The organism is Bradyrhizobium sp. UFLA05-112, from assembly GCF_053572325.1.
Map to the genome: position 1 here is coordinate 1 of NZ_JBANBK010000089.1, position 26,540 is coordinate 26,540.

Here is a 26,540-nt window from a genome sequence, read left to right on the forward strand (position 1 = left end):
AGTCATCGCCCGCGGAAGGCGGGCGATGCAGTATCCCAGGGCCGGTGAGGGTACACAGAAGCCGCGGCGTACTGGATTCCCCGCCTTCGCGGGGAATGACAGCGGTGTGCGCGGAAAGGCCGGAAACCAACGACCGCGCGAACGACGTCGCGCCCCTACTGCTTCATCGGCGCCATCATTGCGCCGCCCTTCTTCGTGGCGGGCGCGGGCGGCTTTGCGGCGGCGGCTTGCGCGGGGAGATATTTTGCCACGATCGCAGGATCGACCTGCGCGATGTAGGTGTCCGGCAGGCGCGTCCAGCTCTCGTCCTTGCCGAGGAGCGAGATGCCGAGATAGCCGCGCAAGGTGAGCGTCTGACCATCCGGGCTGACCTTCATGTTGGCCTTCCAGATATTGCCGTCGCGCGGATTGAGCACGTTGCCGCCTTCATACTTCAGGCCGTCGCGCTTCATGTCGCGCACGAAGGACAGGCCGAGCACCGGCGCATTCTTGCGATCATCCGTGCATTTGGTGCAGGCCTCGTTCGGATCATCGCCCGGGCGCGGGAAGGTCTTTGCGATCACGCCCTCGAAGACGCCGTTGTGGTCGATGAAGAGAAACCACCCGACCTGCCTGCCGTCCTCGATCTTCTGCCAGAGGCCCGCAGCCGTGGGCTGCTGGGCCTGCGCTGCGACGGGCCGCGGCATCGCGAGCGACAGCGCGAGGCCGAGCGCGACGAACGAGAGCAGTCGGAAGCTCGAAAAGTTATTCCGCATTATGATCACCTGGCTAACCCGCGACTGGAATGGCCGCAGACTAAGGCTATTTCGCGAAGGGTTCCAGCACCAGAAACACCGGCGTGCCCTCCTCGTTCCGGCTTGGATCAGTTGACTCCGAGCTTCTTTTGCAGGCTGGACGAGGACGTCGTGTACTGGAACACCAGCCGCTTCTCCGGATAGACGTAACGGTGGGCTTTTTGCGCCATCAGCGCGCCCTCGTGGAAGCCGCACAGGATCAGCTTGATCTTGCCCGGATAGGTGTTGATGTCGCCGATCGCGAAGATGCCGGGCACGTTGGTCTCGAACGCGGATGTCTCGACCGGCACCAGGTTGTTCTCCAGCGCGATCCCCCAGTTCGCGACCGGGCCGAGCTTCATGGTAAGCCCAAAGAACGGCAGCATGGTGTCGCAGGCGATCTCGGTGATGCTGTTGTCGTTGCCCTTGATCGTGGCGCCGGCGAGCTTGCCGTCGCTGCCCGAGAGCGCGGTGACTTGGCCGAGCTTCAGATCCATCTTGCCGCTCGCGACGAGCGCGCGCATCTGCTCCACGCTGTGCGGCGCGGCGCGGAATTCATCGCGCCGGTGCAGCAGCGTGATGCGCTTGGCGAGCGGATGCAGATTGAGCGTCCAATCGAGCGCGGAATCGCCGCCGCCGACGATCAAGATCTCCTTGTCGCGAAACTGCTCCATCTTGCGCACGGAGTAATGCACCGAGGCGCCTTCATAGGCCTCGATCCCCGGCACTGGTGGACGCTTGGGCTGGAACGAGCCGCCGCCGGCGGCGATCACCACCACCTTGCATTCGAACACCTTGCCGGCATCGGTGGTAACGCGGAATGCGGGATCGCCGATCTTCTCCACCGTCTCCACCATCTCGCCGAGATGGAACGTCGGGTGGAACGGCTTGATCTGTTCCATCAGCGCCTCGGTGAGGCCCTGTCCCGAGATGTGCGGAATGCCGGGAATGTCGTAGATCGGCTTCTCCGGATACAGCTCGGCGCACTGGCCGCCGACCTTGTCGAGGATGTCGACGAAGTGCGCCTTCATGTCGAGAAGGCCAAGCTCGAAGGCGGCGAACAGACCGCAGGGGCCGGCGCCAATTATCAGCACATCGGTTTTGATCGCGTCGCTCATGTCGTCTCTTTATCGGTCGTTATCGGTTGGACGGCGCCCGGCGGGCAACGGAAAAGGCGCGGTTCCTGTCTAGCCAACGAGAACGGCCCAGGGAAGGCATAAAAGCATTGGCCGCCTGCCGGCAGGACTACTTGCCGGGACAGGATAACTGGGATGTAACGGCGGGGGAAATGACGGAGATCAACCGGTGAATGCACCAAGCCGCCTGGATTTAGCGCCGTGCCTTGCGGATTTCCCCTATCGTCTCAGCGACAATGTGCGCTTCGGCGATCTCGATCCCAATCAGCACGTCAACAACGCGGTCTATGCCACCTATTTCGAGACCGGCCGCGTCACGCTGATGAAGGATCCCAAGATGGGGCTGACGCCGCCGGGGCTCGCCTGGATCATGGTGCGGCTCGACATCCATTTCCGCGCCGAGTTGCACTGGCCGGGCACGATCGAGCTTGGGCTCGGCGTCGTGAAGCTGGGGCGGACGTCGGTGACCTTCGAGCAGGTCGTGTTCTGCGAAGGCAGATGCGTTGCCTCCGCGATGTCGGTCGGCGTCCTCATCGAAGAGCCCTCGCGGCGACCGACGCCGCTCACCACCGAGGTCATAGAGAAGCTGAGGCCGTGGCACAAGCGCGGCATCGAGGTCGCGCCGCCGAAAGCTCTAGATTTATAAGTTAGGCCTGCCGTTCCGGCGTCGACACCACGAGCCCGTCGAGCTCGTCGGACACCTTGATCTGGCAGGACAGGCGCGAGTTCGGGCGCACGTCGAAGCCGAAGTCGAGCATGTCCTCTTCCATCGGCGTCGGGCTGCCGACCTTCTCGCGCCAGGCTTCGTCGACATAGACGTGGCAGGTCGCGCAGGCGCAGGCGCCGCCGCATTCAGCCTCGATCCCGGGAATGGCGTTGCGGATGGCGCCTTCCATCACGGTCGCGCCGTTCTCGACTTCTACCGTGCGGGTTTCGCCCTTGTGGTCGACATAGTGAATTTTGGCCATGTGTGCTCGTGCTGCCGGAGCTTTGGAAATGAGGGAGGGTCCGGGCTGTCCTATAACGGGTCGCTTGGCGCCGCGCCATAGCGTTTTCGAGCGAAGTGGAGACCGTTTCGCGTGAAGAAAACGCGTCAGAACAAAACACTTGAGCCCGGTCCTGACCACGTCAGAACTGGGCTCTCGTGCGGTCGCCCCAGGGCAGTTTGCGGAATTGGAGACCCGGCCTCAGGCGCGGCGCAGCATCGCCTCGATCGCTTCGCGGGCGTCAGCCACGGTCTCCTTCAGCACGGCGAAGGCGCGAGTCGGGTTGTCATCGGTCCGGATCGCGCATTCGAGCTCGGCGGCCGCAGCCGCCACCGCAAAGGCACCGATCCCGCGCGCCGAGCCCTTCAGCTTGTGCGCCAGTGCGGATGCATCTGCGGGGAGCGCTGCCATCGCCGCGACCAGCCGGCTCGACTGCTCCGCGAACATCGCGAGCACCTCGGATTCGAGCTCGGCATCGCCGAGGGTCATGCGCGCGAGATGGTCGAGATCGAGGGGATGGTCGAGGGGAGCAAGCGGTGGCGAGGGCATCCAGTCCATCCGTTGCACATCAGGCGTCATGGCGCGGGCCCCGGCATCGTTGGCAACGCGCCGGTCCGGCGGCGAAGCTTTCGTCTCACCCAACCACGGAAATGGTTAATGGAACGTTAGGTGCCTTTGACCCAATTCCGCCCGCATATTGACGAAAAGTTGCCGCAATCGACAGAGTTCCGTGGAGAATTTCATTTATTGCTAAGGCCTTACGGCCCAATCCTGTTAACGATGATTAAGATTGTCTTAATCGCGGCCATTTCTTTCGCAGCGCTCTGCCAATAGGATGTTGCGGAAATTGGCGGACAAGCCGTCTCGGGTGGGGGACGGCAACGAATCCGCGTAAGCGGCATGAACCGGTCTGTGGGCTTGCGCGACACGCTGGCCGCGCGGGGGCACGTGTACTAGTAGCGAGGGCTCATACTGAACATGGCGAACACTCCCAAGAAGGTCAAAGACCCCACGGAAGTCGCGCTTTCTGCAATCCAGGAAGCCCTGAACATCAGCGATACGGCCGCGGACACTAGCCGCGCCTCTGCAGTGCGCACCGACAACGCGCCTCCGCTGCCGCCACCGGCGCCGCCTTCCTTCGATGAGCCGACCTTCGAGGCGCGTCCCACCGCGACCGAGCGACCGGTGTTCGACCCGATCGAGGAGCCGCGCACTCCGCGCCGCGCCGCCAATGACGACCGCGAGACCATCGGTCAGCTTCTCCAGGCGCTTCAGAAGGGCCGCCCTGCCCGCAACGTCTACACCTTCGCAACCGTCTTCGCCGGCATCTGGCTTGCGGCCTGTGCTGCGCTGTCCGTCGGCTTCCTGCCCTCGATCCATGCCGCCATGGGCCAGAGCGGCGGCGTGCTGGTCATCGCGGGCCTCGTCGCGATGTTCTTCGCGCCCATCATGCTGTTCTACTTCCTCGCGAGCCTCGTCTGGCGCGGCCAGGAAATGCGCATGATCGCGCAGGCGATGGCGCAGGTCGCGATCCGCTTCTCCGAGCCGGAGGGTTCGGCCTCCGACTCGATGGTCACGGTCGGCCAGGCCATCCGCCGCGAGGTCGCGGCGATGGGCGACGGCATCGAGCGCGCGATCGCGCGCGCCGGCGAACTCGAGACGCTGGTCGCGAACGAAGTCGCCGCCCTCGAGCGCGCCTATAGCGACAATGAGGTGCGCATCCGCGCCCTGCTTCAGGACATCGCGCATCAGCGCGACAACCTGGTCGGCCAGGCCGAGCAGGTCCGCAGCGCGATCTCCGGTGTGCAGATCGACCTGCGCCACGACATCGCGCTGATCTCGGACGCGATTGCCTCGCGCGTCGACGAGGTCGCAAAATCCATCACCGGTGCCCTGGAAGAGCGAGGCGCCCACATCACCAGCGCCTTGAGCAATGCCGGTGACAACATGATCCTCGCGCTCGGCGAGCGCGGCGGCGACCTTCTCGACCGCCTCGAGGAAGCCAGCAACGAGACCACGCGCGCCGTGCTCGATGCCAGCGAGCGGCTGACCACCAGTCTCAACTTCAAGACCGGCCACGTCCACGACGAGTTCGTCGACCTCGCCGACCGCGTCCACGAGATGCTGAACGAGCGCATCGACCGCATCACCGGCGAGTTCGAGCAGCGTTCATCCGCGATCGTCGACGGCATCTCGGAGCGCACCGAGCAGGTTCACGACTCCCTGAAGAACTCCTCCGACTCGCTTCTGCTCGAGCTCGAGCTGCGCTCTAGCGACCTCTCCGCCAAGATCGACGACGCCGGCAACCGGCTCGCCGGCCACATCATGACGAGCGGCGACAAGGCGAGCGAGGCTCTCGACGCCACCGTCAACACGCTGGTCGCCAAGGTCGTGAGCCAGACCGAAACCGCGCACGATTCCCTCTCCTTGCAGATGAGCGCGTTCGACGAGCTGGTGAAGAACCAGGGCGCTGATCTCGTAGAGAGGTTCGCCCGCGACTCCGGCACGCTGGGCGCGCTGATCACACGCCACATCTCCGAGTTCGACCGCACGGTGAAGACGTTCGGTGGCGAGATCGTCGAGCGCATGGGCCAGCGTACGACTGATATCGCCGAGACGCTGAAGACCTATGTCGACAATTTCGACACCCGCCTCACCTCGAATGGCGGCGAGATCACCGCGGCACTCGACCAGCGCCTGGTGCAGTTCGAAACCACGCTCGGAGAGCGCGTCACCAACCTCGACGGCTCGCTCAACAGCAAGCTCGCCAACTTCGACGGTGTGATCGAAGGCCACATCAAGACCTTCGACGATCAGCTCGGCGGCCGGGTCGTCGCGCTGGAACAGTCGTTCGACACGCGTGCGAAGTCCGTCACCGAGACGATCGACAACCGCCTCGGCACACTCTCGACGTCCTTGACCGATGGTGCATCGCAGGCGATCCAGTCGATCGACTCGCGCCTCACCCACCTCACGGCGTCGCTGACCGACGGCGCGACACAGGCGATCCAGTCGATCGACGCCCGCCTGACGCACCTGACCACGTCGCTGACCGGCGGCGCGGCGCAGGCGCTGCAGTCGATGGATACCCGCTTCACCGAGCTCACGCTCTCGCTGACCAACACAGCGGCTCAGGCGGTCCAGTCGGTCGACTCGCGGCTCACACTGCTGACCTCGACCCTGTCCGACGGCACCGCGCAGGCGATCGAAGCCGTCGACCGCCGCATCACCGGCGTGACCGAGACGATCGACGGTCGCAGCTCGCTTCTCGCCAGCACGGTCGCAGCGCGCTTCCAGGAAATCCACCAGGCCATCGAGACCAAGGTCGGCTCTGTCGCCAACGACATCGACGTGCGTGTTGCGCAGTTCGAGGACCTGCTCGGCTCGCGGGTCGAGGCCGTGGCCGGCCGCATCGAGAGCAGCGGACGTCAGGCCAGCGAAGACCTGATGTCGCGCGCGGAGATGATCTCCACGACCATCCGCTCGCATGTCGAGGACGCCGAGCGTTCGCTGACCAACCTCGTGGTCAACACCAGCGAGACCATCCAGACCGGCGCCAGGACGGCGCAGCAGTCGCTGATGACGGTGTCGTCCGACGTCAATGCACAGCTGAAGACGACCTCGTCCGACGTCAATGCGCAGCTCAAGCTGACCTCGTCCGAGGTCGAGCGCGCGCTGACCGCCGTCGGCACGGGCGCTGCGAACTCGATCCTGACCAGCGCCCGCGAGGCGCAGTCGACCCTGGTGTCCGCATCGGGCGAAGCGTCCAACCAGATCAAGTCCCTGTCGGCCGACATCGAGCGCACCCTGTCGGCGGCGGGCTCGGCCACCGCAGCTTCGATCCTGGCCGGCGCGCGCGAGGTGCAGACGTCCCTCATCACCGCTTCCTCCGATGCCGCCAACCACGTCAAGACGCTCACGGCCGACGTGCAGCGCTCGCTGTCGCTGGCCGGCAGCACGACGGCAGAGGCCATCACCGCCGGGGCACGCGACGCGCAGAGCACGCTGATCGCGGCTTCGACCGAGACGGCGAACCAGATCAAGTCGCTGTCCTCCGACGTCCAGCGTTCACTTTCGATGGCCGGCACGTCGACGGCCGAGACGATCACGGCTGGCGCGCGCGAGGCCCAAAACACCCTCGTCACCGCGTCCTCGGATGCGGCGAGCCAGGTGAAGTCGCTTGCCGCCGAAGTGCAGCGCTCGCTGTCGCAGGCAGGCCAGTTCACCGCGGAGACGATCACGACCAGCGCCCGTGACGCGCAGAGCACCCTGCTCGCGGTCTCGGCCGAGCAGACCGGCCAGGTCAAATCGCTCGCCGTCGAGATGCAGCGTTCGCTGGCCATGGCCGGCGGCGCCACCATCGAGGCGCTCACGGCCGGCGTCCGCGACGCGCAAGGAACGCTCGTCACCGCCTCCTCGGAAGCGGCGAGCCAGATCAAGTCGCTGTCTACAGACATCGAGCGGACGCTCACCGCGATCGGCGCCGATACCGCGGCGGCGATCCTCAACAGCGCACGCGAGGCGCAGTCGTCGCTGACCGCGACGTCGGCGGATGCGGCAAGCCAGATCCGCGCGATCTCGACCGACATCGAGCGGGCGCTCGGCACGGCGACCTCGAACGCCACCAACGACATCCAGACCAGCGCGCTCAATGCTCAGAATGCGCTGATATCAGCCTCGAACGAGGCAAGCTCGCGGGTCAAGTCGAGCTCGGCCGACGTCGAGCGCTCGGTGCTCGCCGCCAGCGGCTCGTTCGGCCAGGCCATGACGGCCAAGACCGACGAGATCGTCACCTATGTGCAGCAGCAGGCCGACCGCCTGTCGAACTTGATCGACGCCAAGCGCGGCACGCTGGTGGACGCGATCGGCTCGAAGACCAGCCAGCTCACGCTCGACATCGACCGCGTCACCTCCGACGCGCTGAAGTCGATCGAGACGCGCGGCCAGGCGTTCTCGCAGTCGATGTCGGGCAACGGCAACGAGGTCGCACGCACCATCAACGCGGCGAGCGAAGTCGCGACCGGCGCGGTCAACAAGTCGCTCAGGGATCTCGAGCAGGCCTCGCGCGCGGCGATCGACCAGTCGCGCCAGGTTTCGATCGCGGCGGTCACCGAGATGCAGGAGACCAGCAAGATCCTGCGCACCGACACCGTTGCCTTGTTCGAGCGTCTGCGCGAAGGCAACATCCTGCTTCAGGAGGTGCTGACCGGAGCGCACGACAACCTCAACTCGCTCGAGCGTGCGCTGGTGACCCGCGTCGCAGACTTCGTCTCGGCGATGAACGACGTCACCGCGCGCAACGGCGCGGCGACGCAGAACCTCGAAGAGCAGCTCAACGTCTTCAACACCAAGACCACGAAGGCGCTGGTCGACCTCGGCGAGCTCTCGACCCAGTTCGACGCACACGGCAAGGCGCTCGTCGATGCCGCGGCCGTCGTCGAGCAGAGCAACAAGAACACCACCGCCTCGCTCGCCGAGCGCAAGCAGGCGCTGGAATCGTTGGTCACCACGATCGACCTGCGTACCGCCGATCTCGACCAGCGGCTGTCGCGCTTCACCGGCCTGCTCGATGAATCGCTCGCCGCGGCCGAGGAGCGTGCCCGCGACATCGCGCGCGTCGTGGCGGAGACCGCCGGTGCGGGATCTGCAGCGATCACCCGCCAGTTCGAGGCGGTGCGCGCGGCTTCCGAAGAGGAGCACCGCCAGACCATCGACGCGATGCACGACATCTACCGCCAGACTACCGACGAGGCGGACACGATGTTCAAGCAGTCGGCCGAGAAGTTCGGCAATCTCGTCGCCAGCATGAAGCAGATGGCGTTCGAGATGCACAACGAGCTCGAGGCCACCCGCAACGAGCTACGCCGCGGCGTGCTCGAGATGCCGCAGGAGGCCGCCGAGAGCACCGCGCAGATGCGCAAGGTGATCGTCGACCAGATCGAGGCGCTCGCCGAGCTCAACCGCATCGTCGCCCAGCACGGCCGCGGCCTCGACGTCACGACCGCGGGCCGCGCCTCGGTTGCGCGTCAGGAAGAACCGATGCTGGCGACCGCCAACGGCAACCGCGGCACCGAAACGCGCATGCGCGATACCGGAAGCGCGTCGACCCTGCCGCCGCCGGACCTCGGCATGCCCGCCTCGCGCCGCACCGAAGCCCCGCCGGTCGCACCGGCCGGCAACGACCAGAGCCGCGACGGCTGGCTGTCGGACCTCTTGAACCGCGCCGACACCGGCCCTGCCGCCCCGACCGGCCGTGAAGGGCCGCGCGGCCGCACGGCTGCTCCGCAGCCGCCGCAGGCCCCGCAAAACGGCGGCAATCCGCTGGAGTCGCTGTCGCTCGACATCGGCCGGCTGATGGACCGCAACCTCGCCGCCGAGATGTGGGACCGCTACCAGCGCGGCGAGAACAAGGCCTTCACCAAGCGCCTCTACACGCCCGCCGGGCAGAAGGCCTTTGACGAGGTCGCCCGCAAGTATCGCGCCGACCGCAACTTCAAGGGCACGGTCGACCGCTACATCGCGGAGTTCGAACGCCTGCTCGATGAAGTCGCCCGCGACGGCCGCGGCCCGCAGGAGCTGCGCGGCCACCTCACCTCGGAGACGGGGCTCGTCTACACCCTGCTCGCCCACTCGGCAGGGCGGCTGGGGTAAGCGGTCACGCTCGCAAACAGCGAAATTAAAAGCGGAGGCCTCACGGCCTCCGTTCTTGTTTGGGTATCGAAAAGCTAGGCCGCGATACTTTCGCGCCGGAAGCGATATCAGCAGGCTCGCACTGGCACTTTATCTGGATATATGTCAGGATATAACACGTACGGATGGCTGCGATGGCCAATACTGCGCAAAAAAAAGCACTTCGAAACTACCGGGCTCGATTGACCAAGCGCGGCATGGCGCGGTTCGAGGTGCTCGGCCTCGATGCCGACCGCGAATTGATCCGATCCCTCGCCAAGCAGCTTGCCGAAGATACTGCAGAAGCTGAACGGATCCGTTCTGCCGTTCGTCAGACGATCGCCGGGCCATCGCCCAACAAGGGTGGCATCCTCGCCGCCTTGCGTCGCTCACCGCTTGTCGGGACCGATCTCAACGTCACCCGCGCGCGCGACACGGGCCGCAAGGTTGATCTGTGACGCGCTACCTCCTCGACACCAACATCATCAGCAATGTCACGAAACCAAGTCCGTCGCCAACGTTGCTGGCATGGATGGCCGAACAGAATGATCACGATCTGTTCGTCTCAGCTCTGACAATCGGAGAAATCCGACGAGGCATCCTGGAGAAACCAGCGGGAAGAAAGCGCCGCGCATTGGAAGCTTGGTTCGCGGGCCCTGAAGGGCCCCCGTTGCTATTCGCGGGCCGCGTACTGCCTTTCGACGAGCAAGCGAGCCTTGTCTGGGCGCGGCTAATGGCAGGTGGGACTGCGAACGGCAGGCCTCGCAGCGCGCTCGATATGATCATTGCGGCCGTGGCGGAGGTTCATGGATTTGTTGTCGTGACGGACAACGAGAAGGATTTCGCAGGGCTGAAATTCGTCAACCCGTTGCGAGGGCGCGAAACGGACTAATGTCGGCATTGAACTGCGCCAGATGGCGCTGTCATAGTTTCAAGCAAGCACGTCGAACAGGAATTGGCCATGGTCTTCATTCTCTCGGATGATGGGCGACGACAAATACCCTGCGGTCAAGCGTGCATTCGAGCGGTACGAAACCTATCTCGCCGAAAAGCGGACCACTTTTCCACCTCGCGCCTACGAACTTGCAACCTCCGACTGGTTCTACAATCCGAGGGATCACCGCTGCCCGCATGATGCCTGGCTGGAGTCGCTGCAAATATTGGAGAAGCCCGCCCCTCAGCCTCGCCAGCGATCCTGTTCGATCATGCTTCGTTTGCTCGGTGCGTACCATGATGGCCACATCGAGATTACGTATCCGACGGTGTACGCCTGCTCGCTTCAAGAGCTTTCGCCGAATGCGCGGTCGCACGGCGATTGGCGCTATGACGAGTTTCGAATTTCAGATCGCGGCCACTTGGTTTATGAGATCGAATGGGCCTACGGCGCTCAGTGCAAAGCGTTCGTGTGGATCATTGAAGCAGACGATATCGATTTCCGCTGGATACCTAGACAGGGAAGCGACTAGCGTCCTGCGCCTACTGCCGCTTCTGCCCCTGCGCGGCCTGAGCTGGCGCTGTGGCGCGCGCATTCGAAGGCGCAGGCGCCGGCTTCGGCGGTTCGGCCGGCGGCGGCGCCTGTTGCGCGCTGCTGTTGCTGGCGCCGAACAGGACGCGGGTCGGGTTACGGTCAAAATTGTTCACCGCGCGGCTGATGTCGCCGAGGGTGCGGCGGCCGTCGGTCATCAGTGCGCCGGAGCGCTTGTCGAAATCATCGGCGAGCTCGCGGATCGACTTCACCGCCTGGAACAGCTCGCCGCCGTCCTTGCCGCCGGCCAACGTGTTGAGGCCGAGCATGAGACTGTCGGCCTTGAGCATGACGCCGTCGACCTTGCCCATGACGGCATCGATGCGCTCTGAGTTGCGCGCGAGCGAGGTCGTGAAGGTCTCGAGATTCTTCAGCGAGTTCTTCACCGACTCCTGGTTGTCGGCGACGAGCTTGTTGATGTTCTGCAGCGTGCCGCGGATGGCCTCCGTGACGTCCTGGAGCTTGTTCGGATCGGCGGTGAGCGTCGGGATGCCGTCCTCGTCGAGCGGTGGCGCCGGGGCCGCCTCCTCGCCGCCCTTCAGCGAGATCGCGGCAACACCGGTCAGGCCCTGGAACTCGAGGCCGACCAGGGTGTCCTTGCGGATCGGGGCGTTGTTCTCGACCATGGCGAGTGCGACAACCCGACGCGGGTTGTCCAGCTTCACCGAGACCACCTCACCCACCCGGATACCGTTGAAGTTGACACTGCCACCGTTGCGCAGGCCCGCCGCCGGTCCCTCGAACACGACCCGCAGCGGGCTGCGCTGCTTGGTGGTGTGCAGCGACTGGAACCACAGCACGAAGCCGATCGCCGCGGCGATCACCGCCAGCGTGAAGGACCCGATCAGAACGTAATTCGCCCGCGTTTCCATCAAATGCTCCGGCTACATCAGCTCATGACCGCGCGGGCGCGCTTGCCATGGAAATACTGCCTCAACCAGGGATGCTGCGAAGCCTGCATGTCGGCGATCGACCCTGCAGCAATGATCTTACCGTTCCCTAAAACGGCGATGCGGTCGCAAGCTGTATAGAGGCTGTCGAGGTCGTGCGTTACCATGAAAACGGTCAGTCCCAAAGTGCGCTGGAGCGTCCTGACCAGCTCATCGAAATCGCCGGCGCCGATCGGATCGAGGCCCGATGTCGGCTCGTCCAGGAAGACCAGCTCGGGATCTAGCGCCAGCGCACGGGCCAGCGCGACACGCTTGATCATGCCGCCCGACAACTCCGACGGAAAGCGCTCGGCCACCTCCGGCTTCAGGCCCACCATGGCGAGCTTGGCCATGGTGATCTCGTCCATCAGGCGCTGCGAGACCTTCAGATATTCGCGCATCGGAAATTGGATGTTCTGCCGCACCGTCAGCGAGGAGAACAGCGCGCCCTGCTGAAACAGCACGCCCCAGCGCCGTTCGACGCCACGGCGCTGCGAGCTATTGGAGGAATCCAGATCCACGCCGAACACCTCGATACGGCCGGCGACCTTCGAGACGAGGCCGATGATGGTGCGCGTCAGCACCGATTTGCCGGCGCCGGAGGGGCCGACGAAGCCGAGGATCTCGCCGCGCTTGACGTCGAGGTTCAGCCCGTCGAGCACGCGCGTTGCGCCGAACTGCACGGTGATGTCGCGAACGCGGATGATGGGGTCTTGAATTTCGGGTGCCATCATCACATCCCGATCGATGCAAAGAAGATCGCGAACACGCCATCCATGACGATCACGAAGAAGATGCCCTTCACGACCGACGAGGTGGTGTGCTGTCCGAGCGATTCCGCACTGCCCTGCACCGCAAGGCCCTCGACGCAGGCGACGATGCCGATCACCGCCGCCATCACCGGCGCTTTCACCATGCCGACGATGAAATGGTCGATCGAGATCGCGTCGCGCAGCCGTAAGAGGAAGGCTTCCGGATCGACGCCGCCATAGAGCCAGGCAACGAGCCCGCCGCCATAGAGCGCGGCCATCGCGCCGAGGAAGGCGAGGATCGGCAACGCCAGTACCAGCGCCAACATGCGCGGCAGCACCAAGACCTCGATCGGATCGAAGCCCATGGTGCGCAGCGCGTCGATCTCCTCGCGCATCTTCATCGAGCCGAGCTCGGCGGTGTAGGCGCTGCCCGAGCGTCCGGCGACCATGATCGCGACCAGCAGCACGCCGATCTCGCGCAGCACCAGCACGCCCAGCATGTCGACGACGAAGATGTCGGCGCCGAACCTGCGGAAATGGAAGATGCCCTGCTGCGCGATGATGCAGCCGATCAGGAATGTGATCAGCACGATGATCGGCACCGCGCGCCAGCAGACCTGCTCGAGATGATGCACGGTCGAGGTCAGGCGGAACGAGCGCGGACGGATCAGCACGCGACCGCTGGCTGCGAGCACCGCACCGAGCATGTCGACGAGATCGGTCACGGTCCCGGTGAGGCCGGCGACCCCGCGGCCGATCTGCTCCAGCATGCCGGTGATGGTGATGGTGCCGGTCTCGATGACCGGCGTCGCCTTGACCCGCCGCACCTCGTCGACGAGGCTCGAATAGTTGGCCGAGAGCCCTGCGATCTGGGCCTCGACCGCGCCTTGCGTCAGGCTACGGCGCAGCCGCTCGATCAGCCAGGCGCCGAAGGTGTCGAGCTTGGAGACTTCGGAGACGTCAATGAAGATGTTCGGCTGGCTGCCGGCGAGCTTTTCGGCGTCAGCCACCATACGCTCCAGGGCCGGCGCGAAGCTCGCGGTCCAGGTTCCCGTGGCGCAAAGTGCCAGCGCGTTGCCCTTGGCAATCCGCTCCAGCTTTGGATCGCCGTTCAAGATGTCCGCTCCCTAGCGAAGGGTTCGGATGAGAAGAGATGGTTGCGCACGCGCCCTTACCTTGAAGAAGGTATCCCCAACCAGCCATAGTTAGTTGCATCAGGTAACCAGCCGGTTCAGAAATTGCCAGAGTTCTAAATGACTTCCAGCAAACTTCCAATGTTGGCGGCGCGAATCGAGCGCTTCCCGATCGCCGGCCTGTTCACGATCAGCCGGGGCGCCAAGACCGAGGCCGTGACCGTCGTGGCGGAGGTGAGCCGGGGCGGCCTGACCGGCCGCGGCGAATGCGTGCCCTATGCGCGCTACGGGGAGACCCCGGAGGTGACGCTGAGGACGCTCCAGGCCATGCAGGAGGCGATCGGGGGCGGACTGGACCGCCGCGCCCTGCAAGCCGCGATGGCCCCAGGGGCGGCCCGCAACGCCCTGGACTGCGCCCTGATCGATCTGGAAGCCAAGGAAGCGGGTCTGCGGGCCTGGAACCTGCTCGACCGCCCGGTTCCGGTAGAGCGCACCACCGCCTACACGATCTCGCTGGGTACGCCGGAGGTTATGGCGGAGGCGACGGCCAAGGCTGCGCACCGCTCGCTCCTGAAGATCAAGCTCGGCGGCGAAGGCGATCCCGAAAGGATCGCCGCTGTGCGGAAGGCGGCTCCCGAATCAGAGCTGATCGTCGATGCCAACGAGGCCTGGACGGCGGCCAATCTGGAGCGGAACCTTTCCGCCTGCGCCGAGGTCGGCGTCATCCTCGTGGAGCAGCCGCTGCCGGCCGGCCAGGACGAGGCACTGGCGCGCATCAAGCGGCCGCTCGCCGTCTGCGCCGACGAGAGCGTACATGACCGCTCCTCGCTCGCGCCGCTCCGCGAGCGCTACGATGCTGTCAACATCAAGCTCGACAAGACCGGCGGCCTGACCGAAGCGCTTGCGATGGCCGACGCGGCGCAGGCGCTGGGTTTCGAGATCATGGTCGGCTGCATGGTCGCGACCTCGCTGTCGATGGCACCCGCAATGCTGGTGACGCCGCAGGCGCGATTCGTCGATCTCGATGGGCCGCTGCTGCTGGCACGGGATCGCGATCACGGCCTGCGCTATGACGAGAGCCTCGTCTATCCGCCGGAGGCCTCGCTCTGGGGGTGAGCGAAGAGGTGATGCCGCGCGGTCCACATCAGCACCGCGCCCGTGCCGGCCATCGCAGCCATGAGGTAATACAGCGCCTCGCCATAGCGCGCATAGATCGCGCCCGAGATGATCGAGGTCGTCGAGCTCAACAGCCCGCTGGTTGCCGCGTAGTAGCCCTGCCCGCGCGCCATCTGATGCGCGGGCACGTGACGCACCAGCAGGTTCATCACACCGACCTGGGTGAGGCCGAAGCTCAGCCCGTGTGTGAGTTGGACGATCGCGAGCACTGCGACCGGCGGCTCTTGCGCCGTGATCGCCCAGCGCGCCACCGCGCTCAGACCCCCGATCACAACCAGCAGCGAGGGATGCAGCGAAAGCCGGGGCGAGACCGCAAAGACGATGATCTCCGCGAACACGCCGAGCGCCCACAGGCCCGCGATGGTCAGCCCGCCGAGCCCATGAGCCTGCCAGTTGATCGAGGCAAAGGTGTAGTAGGCGGTATGGCTGCTCTGGATCAGCGCCGCCGAGGCGATGATCGCGAGGAAGCTCGCATCGCGCAGCAGGCGCTTGCCGCCATGCGCGCCTGCGCTCTTTCGTCGCGACTCATCCAGCGGCTGAAGCGAAAGGCCGCTGAAGGCGGTGAGCGCCGCAAGCGCGACGATGACCCAGATCAGTTCGCGCGCGGCGATGACGTCGACCAGGAGCCCGCAGGCGAGCGCACCGGCGATGAACGCCACCGAGCCCCACAGCCGCAGCGGCCCGTAGTCGAGCTTGTAGCGGGTGACGCCGCGCAGCGCATAGGCGTCCGTCAGCGGCAGCAGCGGCGTCCAGAAGCAGCAGGTGACGATATAGAGCAGCAGCACCGGCAGGGGTTGATGCTGCGTGCCGACCAGCGCGAAGCCGATCGCCGACGCGAACGCGGTCAGGATCAGTGCCGCGCGCACAGCCTGGCGCCGCTCGGCGAAGCCGGTCACGAAGGGCAGTGTGGTGAAGCGCGTGACCGCAGGGACCGCGCTGATGATTCCGATCCAGGCCGGCTCGATGCCGACCGCCTTCAGCCACACCGTGAAGAAGGGCAGATGCGTGCCGAGGACGGCGAACGAGACGCTGTAGAACAGCGCCAGGTGCACGGCGAATCGCCGGCCTTGCACTGCTGCGATGGGGATTTGTGATTCGCTCTTCATCAAACCAATTGCGATTCGGTCGATATCGTGGTGATCGTTACTGTAACGCGCACTGATTTGCGCGACGAGATTGCCATGGCCACTGAAGCATTCGCCCTCTCGCCCATGTCTGCCCGCGCGGCCGAGCCGAACGAGCAGGACTACGATGCGATCCGCGAGGCCTTCATGGAGACCGCGCGCGGCCGCTGGTTCCTCGGCGAATACGCCAAGCGCAACCGCAACGCCGATACGCGCATGGTGCTCGAGGCGGTCGCGAAAATCGAGGAAACCCTAGCGGCACAACGCCAACCCGTCGTCGAAGACCGGCTGCCCGAGGCACTCGTTGCGATTCGCCGCGCCATCCGCGAGGCCGAGACGATCGCGATCGCGGCCGTCGATCCGACCCTGCTCGAGACCAGCCTCGGGCCAATCCATCGCGGTGTGCGCATCATTAGGGAGATCTCCTGGCGCTGGCGCGAGATCGGCGCCGACGGGCGAATCTGCGACCTGATTGATTCGCAGCTCGCAGCCATCGAGGCCGCCTGCGGACAGACGTCGATCATCGACCCCCGTACCGAGCTCAAGGCCGCCTTCGATCTGCTCAGGGACCACGTCGAGCGCGTCGAAACGGGAGACGCGGCGGCGACTCGCCCCCCGCCCGCTCCGGCGCCCGAGATGCTCGCGATGGCGGATGCCGAGACAGCGATGTCGGCAAGCGAGCCACCCGCAGCGGAGATGCCGCGGGAGGCCGCGACAGTTTCCGAGCCTGAGGCCACGGTTGCCGCGACCGAGGTCGTCGGCGAGGTGGCGATCAACGAGGCGATGGACGTCGCCAGCGAGCCCGAGCTGGCGGAAGGCCACATCGCGATCGAAGAAAGCGCTGCCAAACCTGCCCCCATTGCGCAAGCCGCCGACAAGTTCGCGATCGACGCCGCAGCCGAGGCGGAAGACGAAGCTATTCTCGAGCGGATCGCGATGGAGATGGCCGCGCCCGATCCCGAGTTCGACGAGGCGATCGCCGAGCCTGCTGAAGCCACAGCCCCTGTCGAGACGCCCGTCGCCGCCGAGCCGGTCTTGCCCGAACCGGCCTTGCCAGAACCAGCCTTGCAAGAACTAGCCTTGCAAGAGCCAGCTTTGCCCGAGCCGATCGCAGCCGAACCGGTCGCGCCGTTCGAGCCCGCCGTTGCGATCATGGAACGTCCGGCGCCAACGGAGGCCTTGGCAGCTCTGCATGCGACGCTACAAGCGGCTTCGCAGGCTTCGTCCCTTCCGATGCCCTCGCCGCTGTCGGAGCCGTCACTCGGCGCAACCATTCTCGCGAGCGGCATGCTGCAAAAGCCACGCCCAGCCGCCAACGATCCACTGGCGCCAATCCGCCGCATGACTCAGGCCGAGAAGATTGCGTTCTTCTCGTGAGGCGCGAGCTCGGGGAACGACACCGAGGGTGCTTCTCGTTAGCTGAAGGCGCTCCAGCTCAAGAAGCGGTTCCCAGCGTGACGCAGATCACGCCTGGCGCCATCGTGACTTGCATCACGTACACTTCATGAACCCGGTCTAGCGTCCCCGCAACCAATCTCACGTCGAGATTAGTCCGAGGGAGCACGCTCATGTTCCATTTCAAATCATTCCTGATGTATGCGGGCCTGCTCGGCAGCCTGTTCGGCTTTGCGTGCAATCCCGTTGCCGCGCAGACCGCGATCGTCGAGCAGGGCAATGCCGCGCCGACCGCGCTGCAAGGCCCCGAGCAGCGGGTGGCGCTGGTGATCGGCAATTCGAACTACCGGAATGCCCCGCAGCTCGTGAACCCCGACAATGACGCGCAGTCGATGGCGCAATTCCTCAACTCCGCCGGCTTCGAGGTGATTTCCGCAACCGACCTGACCCAGAACGACATGCTCAGGGTCGTGCAGGACTTTTCCGCGAAGGTCGCCTCGCGCGGACCCAACACGATTGCGATGGTCTACTACGCCGGCCACGGCGTGCAGCTTGCCGGCGAGAACTATCTCGTGCCCGTCGATGCAAAAGTCTCGAACCCGACCGAGCTCGTCAACAATTCGGTCCGTCTGGTCGACGTGATGTCGACGCTGGAGACGATCCCGAGCCGCATGCGCATCGTCATTCTCGACGCCTGCCGCAACAATCCGTTCCCATCCCTGATCGATGCCAATCGCGGTCTTGCCATCGTCGATGCACCGAACGGCTCGATCGTCGGCTATTCGACCGCGCCCGGTGCTGAAGCTCTCGACGGCAAGGGCGATCACAGCCCCTACACCCAGGCCTTCCTCAACGTCGCGCGTGAACCGAACGTGCCGATCGAGCAGCTGTTCAAGCGGGTGCGGCTGGAGGTGAACCACACCACCGACGGCCAGCAAACGCCGTGGGAAAGTTCGTCGCTGACGAGCGACTTCTATTTCTTCGGTGACACCGCGGTTGCCGCCAACCGTGCGCCGGTGAACGCGCCGGTCGTGCAGATGGCGTCCAACCTGCCGAGCCGCTCCGCGCGGCAGGCCTACGATTACGTGCTCTCCGAGGGCAATCCTGAGTACTATCAGGAGTTCGTCCAGATGTACCCGCACGACCCGCTGTGCGACCACATCCGCTCGTTGCTCGCCAACCTGCTGATGGCGGAAGCCTGGCACAAGGCCGTTCTCACCAACTCACCGGTCGCCTACAAGAACTTCTACGACAGTTACGTCCGCAGCCCCTATGCAACGTCGGCATTAACGCTCCAGATAGAGCCGAAGCAGATCCCGCTGATGCAGGCGACGCATTTCCTCGCACCGCAGACCATCGCGCCGACGCTGAAGCCCGGCAATCTCGGCCCGACCAAGTACATCCCGCTCGTCAAGCAGGGCAATGGCGGCGCGCTGAACAACGCCAACAAGCCGATCGACAGCAACGTCATCGGCAAGGTCGGCAGTGGCGGCCAGATCAGCACGCCGCCCCCCAACAATCAGCCGAACACCACGCCGTCGCAGCTCCCGGGCAAGATCGTGACCCTGCCTGCGCCGACCAACGGCACGACCAACAACGGCACCGCCGGCAAGATCGTGACGCTGCCGGCGACGACCGTGGGCAAATCCAACGTCGACATCAAGAACGTCGACGTGAAGACCAACAACGTCCAGCCCCAGAACCAGCCGAACCGGACCGACAACGGCAATACCGGCATCGTCAAGCCCAACAACAATCCGCCGAACAACATTCTGCTGCAGACCAACCGTCCGCAGCTCAACACCATGCCGAGCCGCGCTGGCGGCGGTGCGATGAACAACACCTTCAAGCCGCAATATGCCCAGACGATGAATCAGGCACCGGCGAACGCCGGTATGACTCGCCGCATCGGCTTCATGCACTGATCACCCCTGGCTGCAACAATGGCGAAGGGCGGAGCAGCAATGCTCCGCCCCTTCGTCACGTCAGGCTGGGCCGCGCGAGCACGATCTCGGTGTTACTTCTCCCCGACGGGGAGAGGTAAACGGAGCACTTCGGCTCACACCAACCGACGAAGAATCAAGCCACGAGCTCGGCGAACAAGTCGGCATCGACATTGCCGCCCGAGAGCACGATGACCACGTTCCTGCTGGCAACATCGAGGCGGCCGGCGAGCAGCGCGGCGAGGGCAACGGCGCCGCCGGGCTCGACCACCAGCTTCAGCTCGCGATAGGCAAACGCGACGGCCGCGCCGACCTCCGCATCGGAGGCCGTGACGCCACGCGACAACAGTTTGCCGTTGATGGCGAAGGTCATCTCGCCCGGGATCAGCGCCATCAGCGCGTCGCAGATCGTGCGTCCGGCAGGGGCATGCGCCTCGCGGTGGCCACTCGCAAGCGAGAGCTTGTGATCGTCGAATGCCTCGGGCTCGGCCACGACGAGCTGGGCCTGCGGATAACGCGCTTTCACCGCAGTCGCGACGCCCGCGATCAGGCCGCCGCCGGAAGCCGGCGCCACGACGATGTCGGGCGCAATGCCGAGCGCCGCCATGTCCTCGGCGATCTCGCGGCCTGCGGTGCCCTGCCCTGCGATAACGAAGGGATCGTCATAGGGCCTGACCAGCGTTGCGCCGCGCTTCTCTGCGATGCCGCGCGCGATCGCCTCACGATCATCACGGTCGCGATCGTACAGCACGACCTCGGCGCCGTAGGATTTGGTGCGCTCGCGCTTGGAGAGCGGCGCATCCGACGGCATCACGATGGTCGCCTGCATGTCGAGGATTTTTGCCGCGGCCGCCACGCCCTGGGCGTGATTGCCCGAGGAGAACGCAACAACGCCGCCGCTGCGCCTGTCCTGCGGAATCGAGGACACCTTGTTGAAGGCGCCACGGAACTTGAAGGAGCCGGTCCGCTGCAACATCTCCGGCTTCAGGAACACTTTTGCGCCGACGCGCTCGTTCAGCACGGGGAAGGACAAAAGCGGGGTGCGGATGGCGAAGGGCGCGATCACGCGCGCTGCGGCATCGATGTCGGCAGGTCCGACCGGGAGGGGCTGTTCCGTCATGGGCAATTTGTATCCCGCCCCTTGACGGCTGGGAAGACACCGCCGCGTGAGGGTGCCGTGGAGTCAGGCGACGAAACGCGGCTGTTCCGGCCTTTGGGCGTGCGGCAGCACGGCGCCGACGGCCCGGATGCTGTCGACGAAGGCGCGCGCTGACGCCTCCCAGGTATGGTTGGCAGCAAATTCGACGCAGGCCTGCCTCGAAATGTCGAGCGCCGCGAGGCAGGCGCTGCGCAGATCCTCATCCAGCACGCCGACCGGCGCATCGCCGATCACGTCACGCGGCCCCTTCACCGGGAATGCCGCCACTGGAAGGCCGCTCGCCAGCGCTTCGAGGAGCACGAGGCCAAAGGTGTCGGTCCGGCTCGGAAACACGAAGACATCCGCGGCCGCATAGATTTCGGCCAGCGCCTCGCCGTGCTTTTCCCCCAAGAAGATCGCCTGGGGATAGGCCTGCTCAAGGCCGGCGCGCGCCGGTCCGTCGCCGACGATCACCTTGGTGCCGGGCAGATCGAGGTCGAGGAACGCCTCGAGATTCTTCTCTATCGCGGTTCGGCCGACGCAGAGGAACACCGGCGCGGGGAAGCAGAGATCGATGGCGCGGGGATAGAACAGCTTGTTGTCGACGCCGCGCGGCCACAGCACGACATTGTCAAAGCCACGTTCACTGAGCTCGCGCGCCAGCGCCGGGGTCGCCGCCATCACGGCGCGGCTGGACGCGTGGAAACGGCGCAGCGCCCGCCAGATCAGCGAGCCCGGAACCGGTACCCTGGCGCGGACATATTCGGGGAAACGGGTGTGGAAGCTCGTCGTGAAGGGCAGCTTGCGTTGCCGGCAATAGCGGCGGACCATGAGGCCGATCGGCCCTTCGGTCGCGATATGGATGCTGTCGGGGCCCGCCTCCTCGATCAGCTTGGCAATCCTCGCCGGCCGCGGCATCGCGAGCCGCACGTCGCGATAGCTCGGCATCGCGAAGGTACGGAACGATTGCGGGGTGAGGAAGCTGAACTCGACGTCCAGCGCCTTCGCAGCGTCAGCGAGCTTGGTCAGAGTCCGAACCACACCGTTGACTTGCGGGTGCCAGGCGTCGGTCGCGACCAGGATGCGCATCATGCGGCTCTTGCCGCGACCTGTGGAACGGCCGCAGGCTTCTGCAACTGATCTGCCCAGGTGATGATCTCGAAATGGCCGTCATCGTGCTCGACCAGCGCGGTGCAGCTCTCGACCCAGTCGCCGCAGTTCATGTAGCGGATGCCGTTTTCGTCGCGGATCACGGCGTAGTGGATGTGGCCGCAGATCACGCCGTCGGCGTCATGGCGACGTGCTTCGGCGGAGAGCGCCTGCTCGAACGCGCCGATATAGTTGACTGCGTTCTTGACCTTCTGTTTGGCCCATTGCGACAGCGACCAATAGGGCACGCCGAACATGCGGCGAAAGAAGTTGACGAAGCGATTCATCTGGATCGCGAAGTCGTAGGCCTTGTCGCCGAGATGGGCGAGCCAGCGCGCGTTCTGCACCACGAGGTCGAAGATGTCGCCGTGGATGACGAGATATCGCTTGCCGTCCACACCAGTGTGGACGGTGTTCTCCACGACGTCGATGCCGCCGAAATGCGTGCCGTAATAGTTGCGCAGGAACTCGTCGTGATTGCCGGGTACGTAGATGACCTTGGCACCCTTGCGAGCCTTGCGCAGCAGCTTCTGGACGAGGTCGTTATGCGATTGCGGCCAGTGCCAGCTCGATTTCAGCGCCCAGCCATCGACGATGTCGCCGACCAGATAGATCGTATCGGCGTCGTGGTAGCGCAGGAAGTCCAACAGGAGGTCGGCTTGCGAACCGCGGGCTCCGAGATGAACGTCGGAGATGAACAACGTGCGAAAGCGCCGCTCCGGGCTCTCGTCACTCACATCGTAACTTCCCATGCGCCAGCCTGTAACAATATCCCGTGACAGGGGGATGACCGGTTGAACCTGTGAGGCACCCTCAGATACGAATCAAACCTTGCCTCGCCCTCTTCGCGGATATCAGCCGCATGCGACAATCAGGCGACATGGCCCCGCAGAGGCCTCCGCAAAACTCCGGGAACCCCTAGGTTTATTGGTTAACGCCGGCTAGCCGCCGCCATCGCGGCCGAGGTCAATAGTATTTGTGGAAATGATGGATCGGCCCGTGGCCGTGACCGACGCTGAAGCGTTCGGCGGCGGCAATCGCCGTACTGATCCAGACCTTGGCATCGCGCACGGCCGTAGCGAGGTCCTCGCCCTTGGCAAGCCCTGCTGCGACGGCAGACGACAGCGAGCAGCCAGTGCCATGGGTGTTTTGGGTCGCAACCCGCGGCGCGGCGAGCGCGATCACGCCGTCCGCGCTGACGAGATAGTCGATGCTCTCGGCGCCCTGCCCGTGCCCGCCCTTGATCAGCACCGCGCGACAGCCAAGCGCGAGCAGGCGGCGCCCCTGGCTCTCGATCCCGGCCTCGCTCTCTGCTACCGGCTCATCAAGCAGCGCGGCTGCCTCGGGCAGGTTCGGCGTGATCACCGATGCAAGTGGCATGAGCCTTGTGCGCAATGCCTCGACGGCCTCTGCCGCCAGCAGCCGGTCGCCGGAGGTCGCGACCATCACTGGATCGAGCACCACATGCCGTGGCGACCATCGCACCAGGCTGGAGGCGATCGCATCGATGCTCGCGGCCTGCGCCACCATGCCGATCTTGACCGCGTCGACATCGAGATCGGAGAACACCGCATCGATCTGCGCGGTCACGAACCCGGCGGGCACCGCATGAATGCCGGTCACGCCTTTGGTGTTTTGCGCGGTCAGCGCCGTGATCGCGGAGGCGCCGTAGACGCCGAGCGCGGCGAAGGTCTTCAGGTCGGCCTGAATGCCGGCGCCGCCGCTCGAATCGGAGCCGGCGATGGTGAGCGCTATGGGCGTCGTCATGGCGCGGCTTTCGGATGGATCGGGGCCATGGTCTGTCCTAACGCGCATACCCGGGACCAGCAAGCTTGCTTACGCCACGAGGCCAGCAAGTTCGCTTGCTAAAGCCGGCCGATTTTGGCCTATTAGCCGCCAAATCATGCCTTCGGAGCAACCGCGATGGTTCCTTTCTTCGTTCAGATCAAATGCAAGCTCGGCCAGTCCTACACGGTCGCCAACGCGCTCGCCGAAGCCGAGATCGCCTCCGAGATCTATTCCACGGCCGGTCACTATGATCTCCTGGTGAAGTTCTATGTCGACAAGGACACCGACATCGGCCACTTCATCAACGAGAAGGTACAGGTCCTGCCGGGCATCCAGGACACCCTCACCATCATCACCTTCAAGGCGTTTGGCGGCCGCTAGCCGCCCAATCTCACCTCTCCCGCAGGGAGAGGTCGGATCGCATCGAAAGATGCAGTCCGGGTGGGGGGTACGATCTCACTGATCGCTGCGGCCCCTCACGGGATTGCTTCGCAATCCGACCTCTCCCCGCTGTGGAGAGGTAAGACCCCGCGATCAGCCGGGCCAAATCTCATCTGCTCTAACCGCCCTCCTTCCGCTTCGGCGGCGGCTTGGGTCCCTCGACCGGCGGCAGCGATTTCAGATATGCGGCCATCGCGGCGCGGTCCTCCGGCGTGAGCTGCGCGAGATTCTTGATCACCGGCCGCATCGCGCCGGAAGCACTGTCGCCCTCGGGCATGTCGCCGGTCTCGAGGAAATCGGCGATGTCCTTTTCGCTCCAGTCGCCGATGCCCTTCTGCGTGATGTTCGGGACCCAGCCCTCACCGTCCGGACTGGGGCCACCGGCAAAGCGTTGCGACGTCATCAGGCCGCCGAGCAGATTGCGCGGGCTGTGGCACTCGGCGCAGTGGCCAAAACTGTTCACGAGATAGGCGCCGCGATTCCATTGCGGCGCGCGCGCGGCATCGGCTACGAAAGGCGTACCGTCCATGAACAGAAATTTCCAGACGCCGACATTGCGGCGAATGTTGAACGGAAACGGCAAATCGTGATCGCGCACCTTGCCCGGAACGGCGGGCAGCGTCTTCAGATAGGCGAAGAGATCGCGCACATCGTCCACCTTCGCATGCGCGTAGGACGTATAAGGAAATGCCGGGAAGTAATGCGCGCCATCGGGTGAGACGCCCTTCATCACCGCATTGACGAAATCGGCCTCGCTCCAACGTCCGATCCCGTCGGCCGGATCCTGCGAGATGTTGGGCGCGTAGAAGGTGCCGAACGGCGAGCCAATCGCAAGCCCGCCGCCAAGCCGCAGGCGGTCGGGCTGGCCCGGCACAGCATGGCAGGAAGCGCAACCGCCGGCGTTGAACAGCTCCTGCCCGTTGGCAAGATCGGGCGCACGCGAGGCGGCGGGCAGTGCCAGGGCGACCGGCGCCGTGAGCCACCAATAGAGCGCGAGGCCAAGACCGGCGGCAAGCAGCGCAGCAATGATCGTTCGTCGCAACATTCACGAAATCCATCGATGTCAGACGAACTTAAGGCTGCAGCCACCGTCGCTCCAGCCACGAATAATTTAGATGGTTTGAACGCTGGAGGGGAATAAATTCCAAGTCGCACTGTTTGGACGTTTGCCACCTTTCGAGGTCAACAGGGAGAGACCCATGAACAAGCCCCTTTTTGCCACGCTCGCGCTGACGGCCGCCGTTGCGTTTGCCGGACCCGCCTGCGCGGAGAAACTGAAGGCGACGCTGGACGGCAAGGCCGAGGTGCCTGCGACGACCAGCAGCGGCACCGGCACGGCCGATCTCGACTATGACGCCCCCAGCAAGAAACTCTCCTGGACCGTCACCTATTCCGGACTCTCGGGCCCGGCGACCGCCGCTCACTTCCACGGCCCGGCCGAGACCGGCAAGAATGCCGGTGTCGCGGTCGCGATCCCGAATGCAACGTCGAGCCCCGTCAAGGGCGAAGCGACGCTCACCGACGCGCAGGCCGCCGATCTGCTCGGCGGCAAGTACTACATCAACATCCACACCGCAGCGAACCCGGGCGGCGAGATCCGCGGCCAGGTGACGAAGTAAAGCGTTGCGACATCCTCGCGCGACGAGAGGCCGGGCGCGCCAGCGTCCGGCCTTTTTCAAGCCCACGACAAGGCATAGCGCGCGCCCTGTCCAACGCCGTCATCCTCCAACTCCCGCGAAGCACATCACGCGCCCTGCATGTATCGAACGGGATTTTTCGGATCCGACGTGAAGATGTCGGCAACTTCCGCGAACAGCAGCGACATCGCATTCTGCCTCAGATCATCGAACCTTTCGAAACTGAAGTTGTTGCCGCCCATTCGCAATTCGCCGAGCTGTCCCGCATATCTGGGGACGACCGGCGCGCCCTGCCTCGTCACCGCTACGTACACGCTGATGTAGTTCTTCTGAAGAGCAACACCAATCACCGGCCATTCGGTGGTCTTCCCAGATTTGATCGCATAACGAAATTTTCCATAGCCGATCATCTTCATCCGCATACCCGCCTCTCCCGCTGGTGTTCCCTTATGGAAAAACCGCTTGAGGGCCGGAGCAGCCTGAACGATCAGCTTGTGAAGGTTGACCAGGTCATGCTTTCGCTCTGGATCGAAATCGAGATAGGCCTGCAATGTATCTGCCGTCACGCGGAACATGCGAGTCTCGACTGTTGTCGTTGAGCCAATGTGCTTTTCTCCATCCGCAGTGTGCCACGCGCCGGCACCACTTGCTTGATCGAAATTGATCACCACCGTGCGCTGACACGCAGTCCGCTTCGGCCGGGCGAAATTCGATGGTCTGACTGGTGATTCCGGGTTATGGTCGTTGGTCGCACGCGTTGTGCAGGCGGCCGACTTTTCGAACAGAATGCGGAGCTCGCGCCGGATCGCCAATTTGAATGGCTGGGCCAAGCGACCGTTCAGTGCG

Annotated in this window: 24 protein-coding genes; 10 read left to right on the forward strand and 14 right to left on the reverse strand. The window is 64.8% G+C overall.

Going from position 1 to position 26,540, the window contains the following annotated elements:
• Nucleotides 1-155: 155 nt before the first annotated feature.
• Both SO180_RS34820 and SO180_RS34825 read right to left on the reverse strand, forming a co-directional pair.
• On the reverse strand, nt 156-755 hold the full coding sequence (locus SO180_RS34820) for a DUF2147 domain-containing protein (protein WP_449383344.1): 600 nt from the start codon (nt 753-755) through the stop codon (nt 156-158).
• 107 nt (nt 756-862) lie between these two features.
• Complete coding sequence (locus tag SO180_RS34825) at nt 863-1,891, reverse strand: NAD(P)/FAD-dependent oxidoreductase (protein ID WP_449383345.1); 1,029 nt, start codon at nt 1,889-1,891, stop codon at nt 863-865.
• Between the two features lie 187 nt (nt 1,892-2,078).
• On the opposite strand from SO180_RS34825, the gene SO180_RS34830 reads away from it, so the two are divergent.
• The gene (locus tag SO180_RS34830) at nt 2,079-2,555 is read left to right on the forward strand and encodes an acyl-CoA thioesterase (protein ID WP_449383346.1); all 477 of its coding nucleotides are present in this window, start codon (nt 2,079-2,081) and stop codon (nt 2,553-2,555) included.
• 1 nt (nt 2,556) lies between these two features.
• Here the strand turns inward: SO180_RS34830 and SO180_RS34835 are convergent, their stop codons facing one another.
• Complete coding sequence (locus SO180_RS34835) at nt 2,557-2,877, reverse strand: 2Fe-2S iron-sulfur cluster-binding protein (protein ID WP_027528626.1); 321 nt, start codon at nt 2,875-2,877, stop codon at nt 2,557-2,559.
• Nucleotides 2,878-3,096: 219 nt separating this feature from the next.
• Nucleotides 3,097-3,474, reverse strand: a complete 378-nt coding sequence (locus tag SO180_RS34840; protein WP_449383347.1) for an Hpt domain-containing protein — start codon at nt 3,472-3,474, stop codon at nt 3,097-3,099.
• 399 nt (nt 3,475-3,873) lie between these two features.
• Between SO180_RS34840 and SO180_RS34845 the strand changes: the two genes are divergently transcribed.
• The 4 genes from SO180_RS34845 (at nt 3,874) to SO180_RS34860 (ending at nt 11,030) form a co-directional block, all read left to right on the forward strand.
• Nucleotides 3,874-9,546, forward strand: a complete 5,673-nt coding sequence (locus SO180_RS34845; RefSeq protein WP_449383348.1) for an apolipoprotein A-IV repeat region-like domain-containing protein — start codon at nt 3,874-3,876, stop codon at nt 9,544-9,546.
• 173 nt (nt 9,547-9,719) lie between these two features.
• Entirely contained in the window at nt 9,720-10,022 is a 303-nt protein-coding gene (locus SO180_RS34850; protein ID WP_449383368.1) for a hypothetical protein, read from the forward strand.
• Nucleotides 10,019-10,456, forward strand: coding sequence for a type II toxin-antitoxin system VapC family toxin (locus tag SO180_RS34855; RefSeq protein WP_449383349.1), 438 nt, complete (start codon nt 10,019-10,021; stop codon nt 10,454-10,456). The genes SO180_RS34850 and SO180_RS34855 overlap by 4 nt, the downstream gene beginning before the upstream one ends.
• Nucleotides 10,457-10,544: 88 nt before the next feature.
• The gene (locus SO180_RS34860) at nt 10,545-11,030 is read left to right on the forward strand and encodes a hypothetical protein (RefSeq protein WP_449383350.1); all 486 of its coding nucleotides are present in this window, start codon (nt 10,545-10,547) and stop codon (nt 11,028-11,030) included.
• A gap of 10 nt (nt 11,031-11,040) precedes the next feature.
• Here the strand turns inward: SO180_RS34860 and SO180_RS34865 are convergent, their stop codons facing one another.
• From SO180_RS34865 to SO180_RS34875, 3 genes are read right to left on the reverse strand one after another with little or no spacing between them, the layout of a single operon-like run.
• A complete protein-coding gene (locus SO180_RS34865; RefSeq protein ID WP_449383351.1) occupies nt 11,041-11,961 on the reverse strand; it encodes an MlaD family protein in 921 nt (306 codons plus the stop codon).
• A 17-nt stretch (nt 11,962-11,978) separates the two neighbouring features.
• Nucleotides 11,979-12,749, reverse strand: coding sequence for an ABC transporter ATP-binding protein (locus SO180_RS34870; RefSeq protein WP_027528623.1), 771 nt, complete (start codon nt 12,747-12,749; stop codon nt 11,979-11,981).
• Between the two features lie 2 nt (nt 12,750-12,751).
• Nucleotides 12,752-13,885, reverse strand: coding sequence for an MlaE family ABC transporter permease (locus SO180_RS34875; RefSeq protein WP_449383352.1), 1,134 nt, complete (start codon nt 13,883-13,885; stop codon nt 12,752-12,754).
• 138 nt (nt 13,886-14,023) lie between these two features.
• Here SO180_RS34875 and dgcA point away from each other — a divergent pair, with 138 nt between their 5' ends.
• A complete protein-coding gene (gene dgcA / locus SO180_RS34880; RefSeq protein WP_449383353.1) occupies nt 14,024-15,019 on the forward strand; it encodes an N-acetyl-D-Glu racemase DgcA in 996 nt (331 codons plus the stop codon).
• Here the strand turns inward: dgcA and SO180_RS34885 are convergent.
• On the reverse strand, nt 14,989-16,185 hold the full coding sequence (locus SO180_RS34885) for an MFS transporter (RefSeq protein WP_449383354.1): 1,197 nt from the start codon (nt 16,183-16,185) through the stop codon (nt 14,989-14,991). The two genes, dgcA and SO180_RS34885, sit on opposite strands and share 31 nt — an antisense overlap.
• 75 nt (nt 16,186-16,260) lie before the next feature.
• Here SO180_RS34885 and SO180_RS34890 point away from each other — a divergent pair, with 75 nt between their 5' ends.
• A complete protein-coding gene (locus SO180_RS34890) occupies nt 16,261-17,580 on the forward strand; it encodes a hypothetical protein (protein WP_449383355.1) in 1,320 nt (439 codons plus the stop codon).
• Nucleotides 17,581-17,771: 191 nt separating this feature from the next.
• Complete coding sequence (locus SO180_RS34895; RefSeq protein WP_449383356.1) at nt 17,772-19,523, forward strand: caspase family protein; 1,752 nt, start codon at nt 17,772-17,774, stop codon at nt 19,521-19,523.
• A 154-nt stretch (nt 19,524-19,677) separates the two neighbouring features.
• Here SO180_RS34895 and SO180_RS34900 read toward each other — a convergent pair whose 3' ends face one another.
• From SO180_RS34900 to thiD, 4 genes are all read right to left on the reverse strand, one after another.
• Nucleotides 19,678-20,661: a threonine/serine dehydratase family protein gene (locus SO180_RS34900; protein WP_449383357.1), complete on the reverse strand. Its 984-nt coding sequence runs from the start codon at nt 20,659-20,661 to the stop codon at nt 19,678-19,680.
• 63 nt (nt 20,662-20,724) lie between these two features.
• Nucleotides 20,725-21,768 carry a glycosyltransferase family 4 protein gene (locus SO180_RS34905; RefSeq protein WP_449383369.1) on the reverse strand — a complete coding sequence of 348 codons (1,044 nt, stop codon included), beginning with the start codon at nt 21,766-21,768 and terminating at the stop codon, nt 20,725-20,727.
• Complete coding sequence (locus tag SO180_RS34910; RefSeq protein WP_449383358.1) at nt 21,768-22,580, reverse strand: UDP-2,3-diacylglucosamine diphosphatase; 813 nt, start codon at nt 22,578-22,580, stop codon at nt 21,768-21,770. The genes SO180_RS34905 and SO180_RS34910 overlap by 1 nt, the downstream gene beginning before the upstream one ends.
• A 214-nt stretch (nt 22,581-22,794) precedes the next feature.
• The gene (gene thiD, locus SO180_RS34915) at nt 22,795-23,595 is read right to left on the reverse strand and encodes a bifunctional hydroxymethylpyrimidine kinase/phosphomethylpyrimidine kinase (RefSeq protein WP_449383359.1); all 801 of its coding nucleotides are present in this window, start codon (nt 23,593-23,595) and stop codon (nt 22,795-22,797) included.
• A 156-nt stretch (nt 23,596-23,751) separates the two neighbouring features.
• Between thiD and SO180_RS34920 the strand changes: the two genes are divergently transcribed.
• Nucleotides 23,752-23,997, forward strand: coding sequence for an Lrp/AsnC ligand binding domain-containing protein (locus SO180_RS34920; RefSeq protein ID WP_449383360.1), 246 nt, complete (start codon nt 23,752-23,754; stop codon nt 23,995-23,997).
• Between the two features lie 178 nt (nt 23,998-24,175).
• Here the strand turns inward: SO180_RS34920 and SO180_RS34925 are convergent, their stop codons facing one another.
• A complete protein-coding gene (locus tag SO180_RS34925; protein ID WP_449383361.1) occupies nt 24,176-25,102 on the reverse strand; it encodes a c-type cytochrome in 927 nt (308 codons plus the stop codon).
• Nucleotides 25,103-25,256: 154 nt separating this feature from the next.
• Here SO180_RS34925 and SO180_RS34930 point away from each other — a divergent pair, with 154 nt between their 5' ends.
• Entirely contained in the window at nt 25,257-25,676 is a 420-nt protein-coding gene (locus tag SO180_RS34930; RefSeq protein WP_449383362.1) for a CHRD domain-containing protein, read from the forward strand.
• 125 nt (nt 25,677-25,801) lie between these two features.
• Here SO180_RS34930 and SO180_RS34935 read toward each other — a convergent pair whose 3' ends face one another.
• Complete coding sequence (locus SO180_RS34935; protein ID WP_449383363.1) at nt 25,802-26,524, reverse strand: hypothetical protein; 723 nt, start codon at nt 26,522-26,524, stop codon at nt 25,802-25,804.
• Nucleotides 26,525-26,540 lie beyond the last annotated feature (16 nt).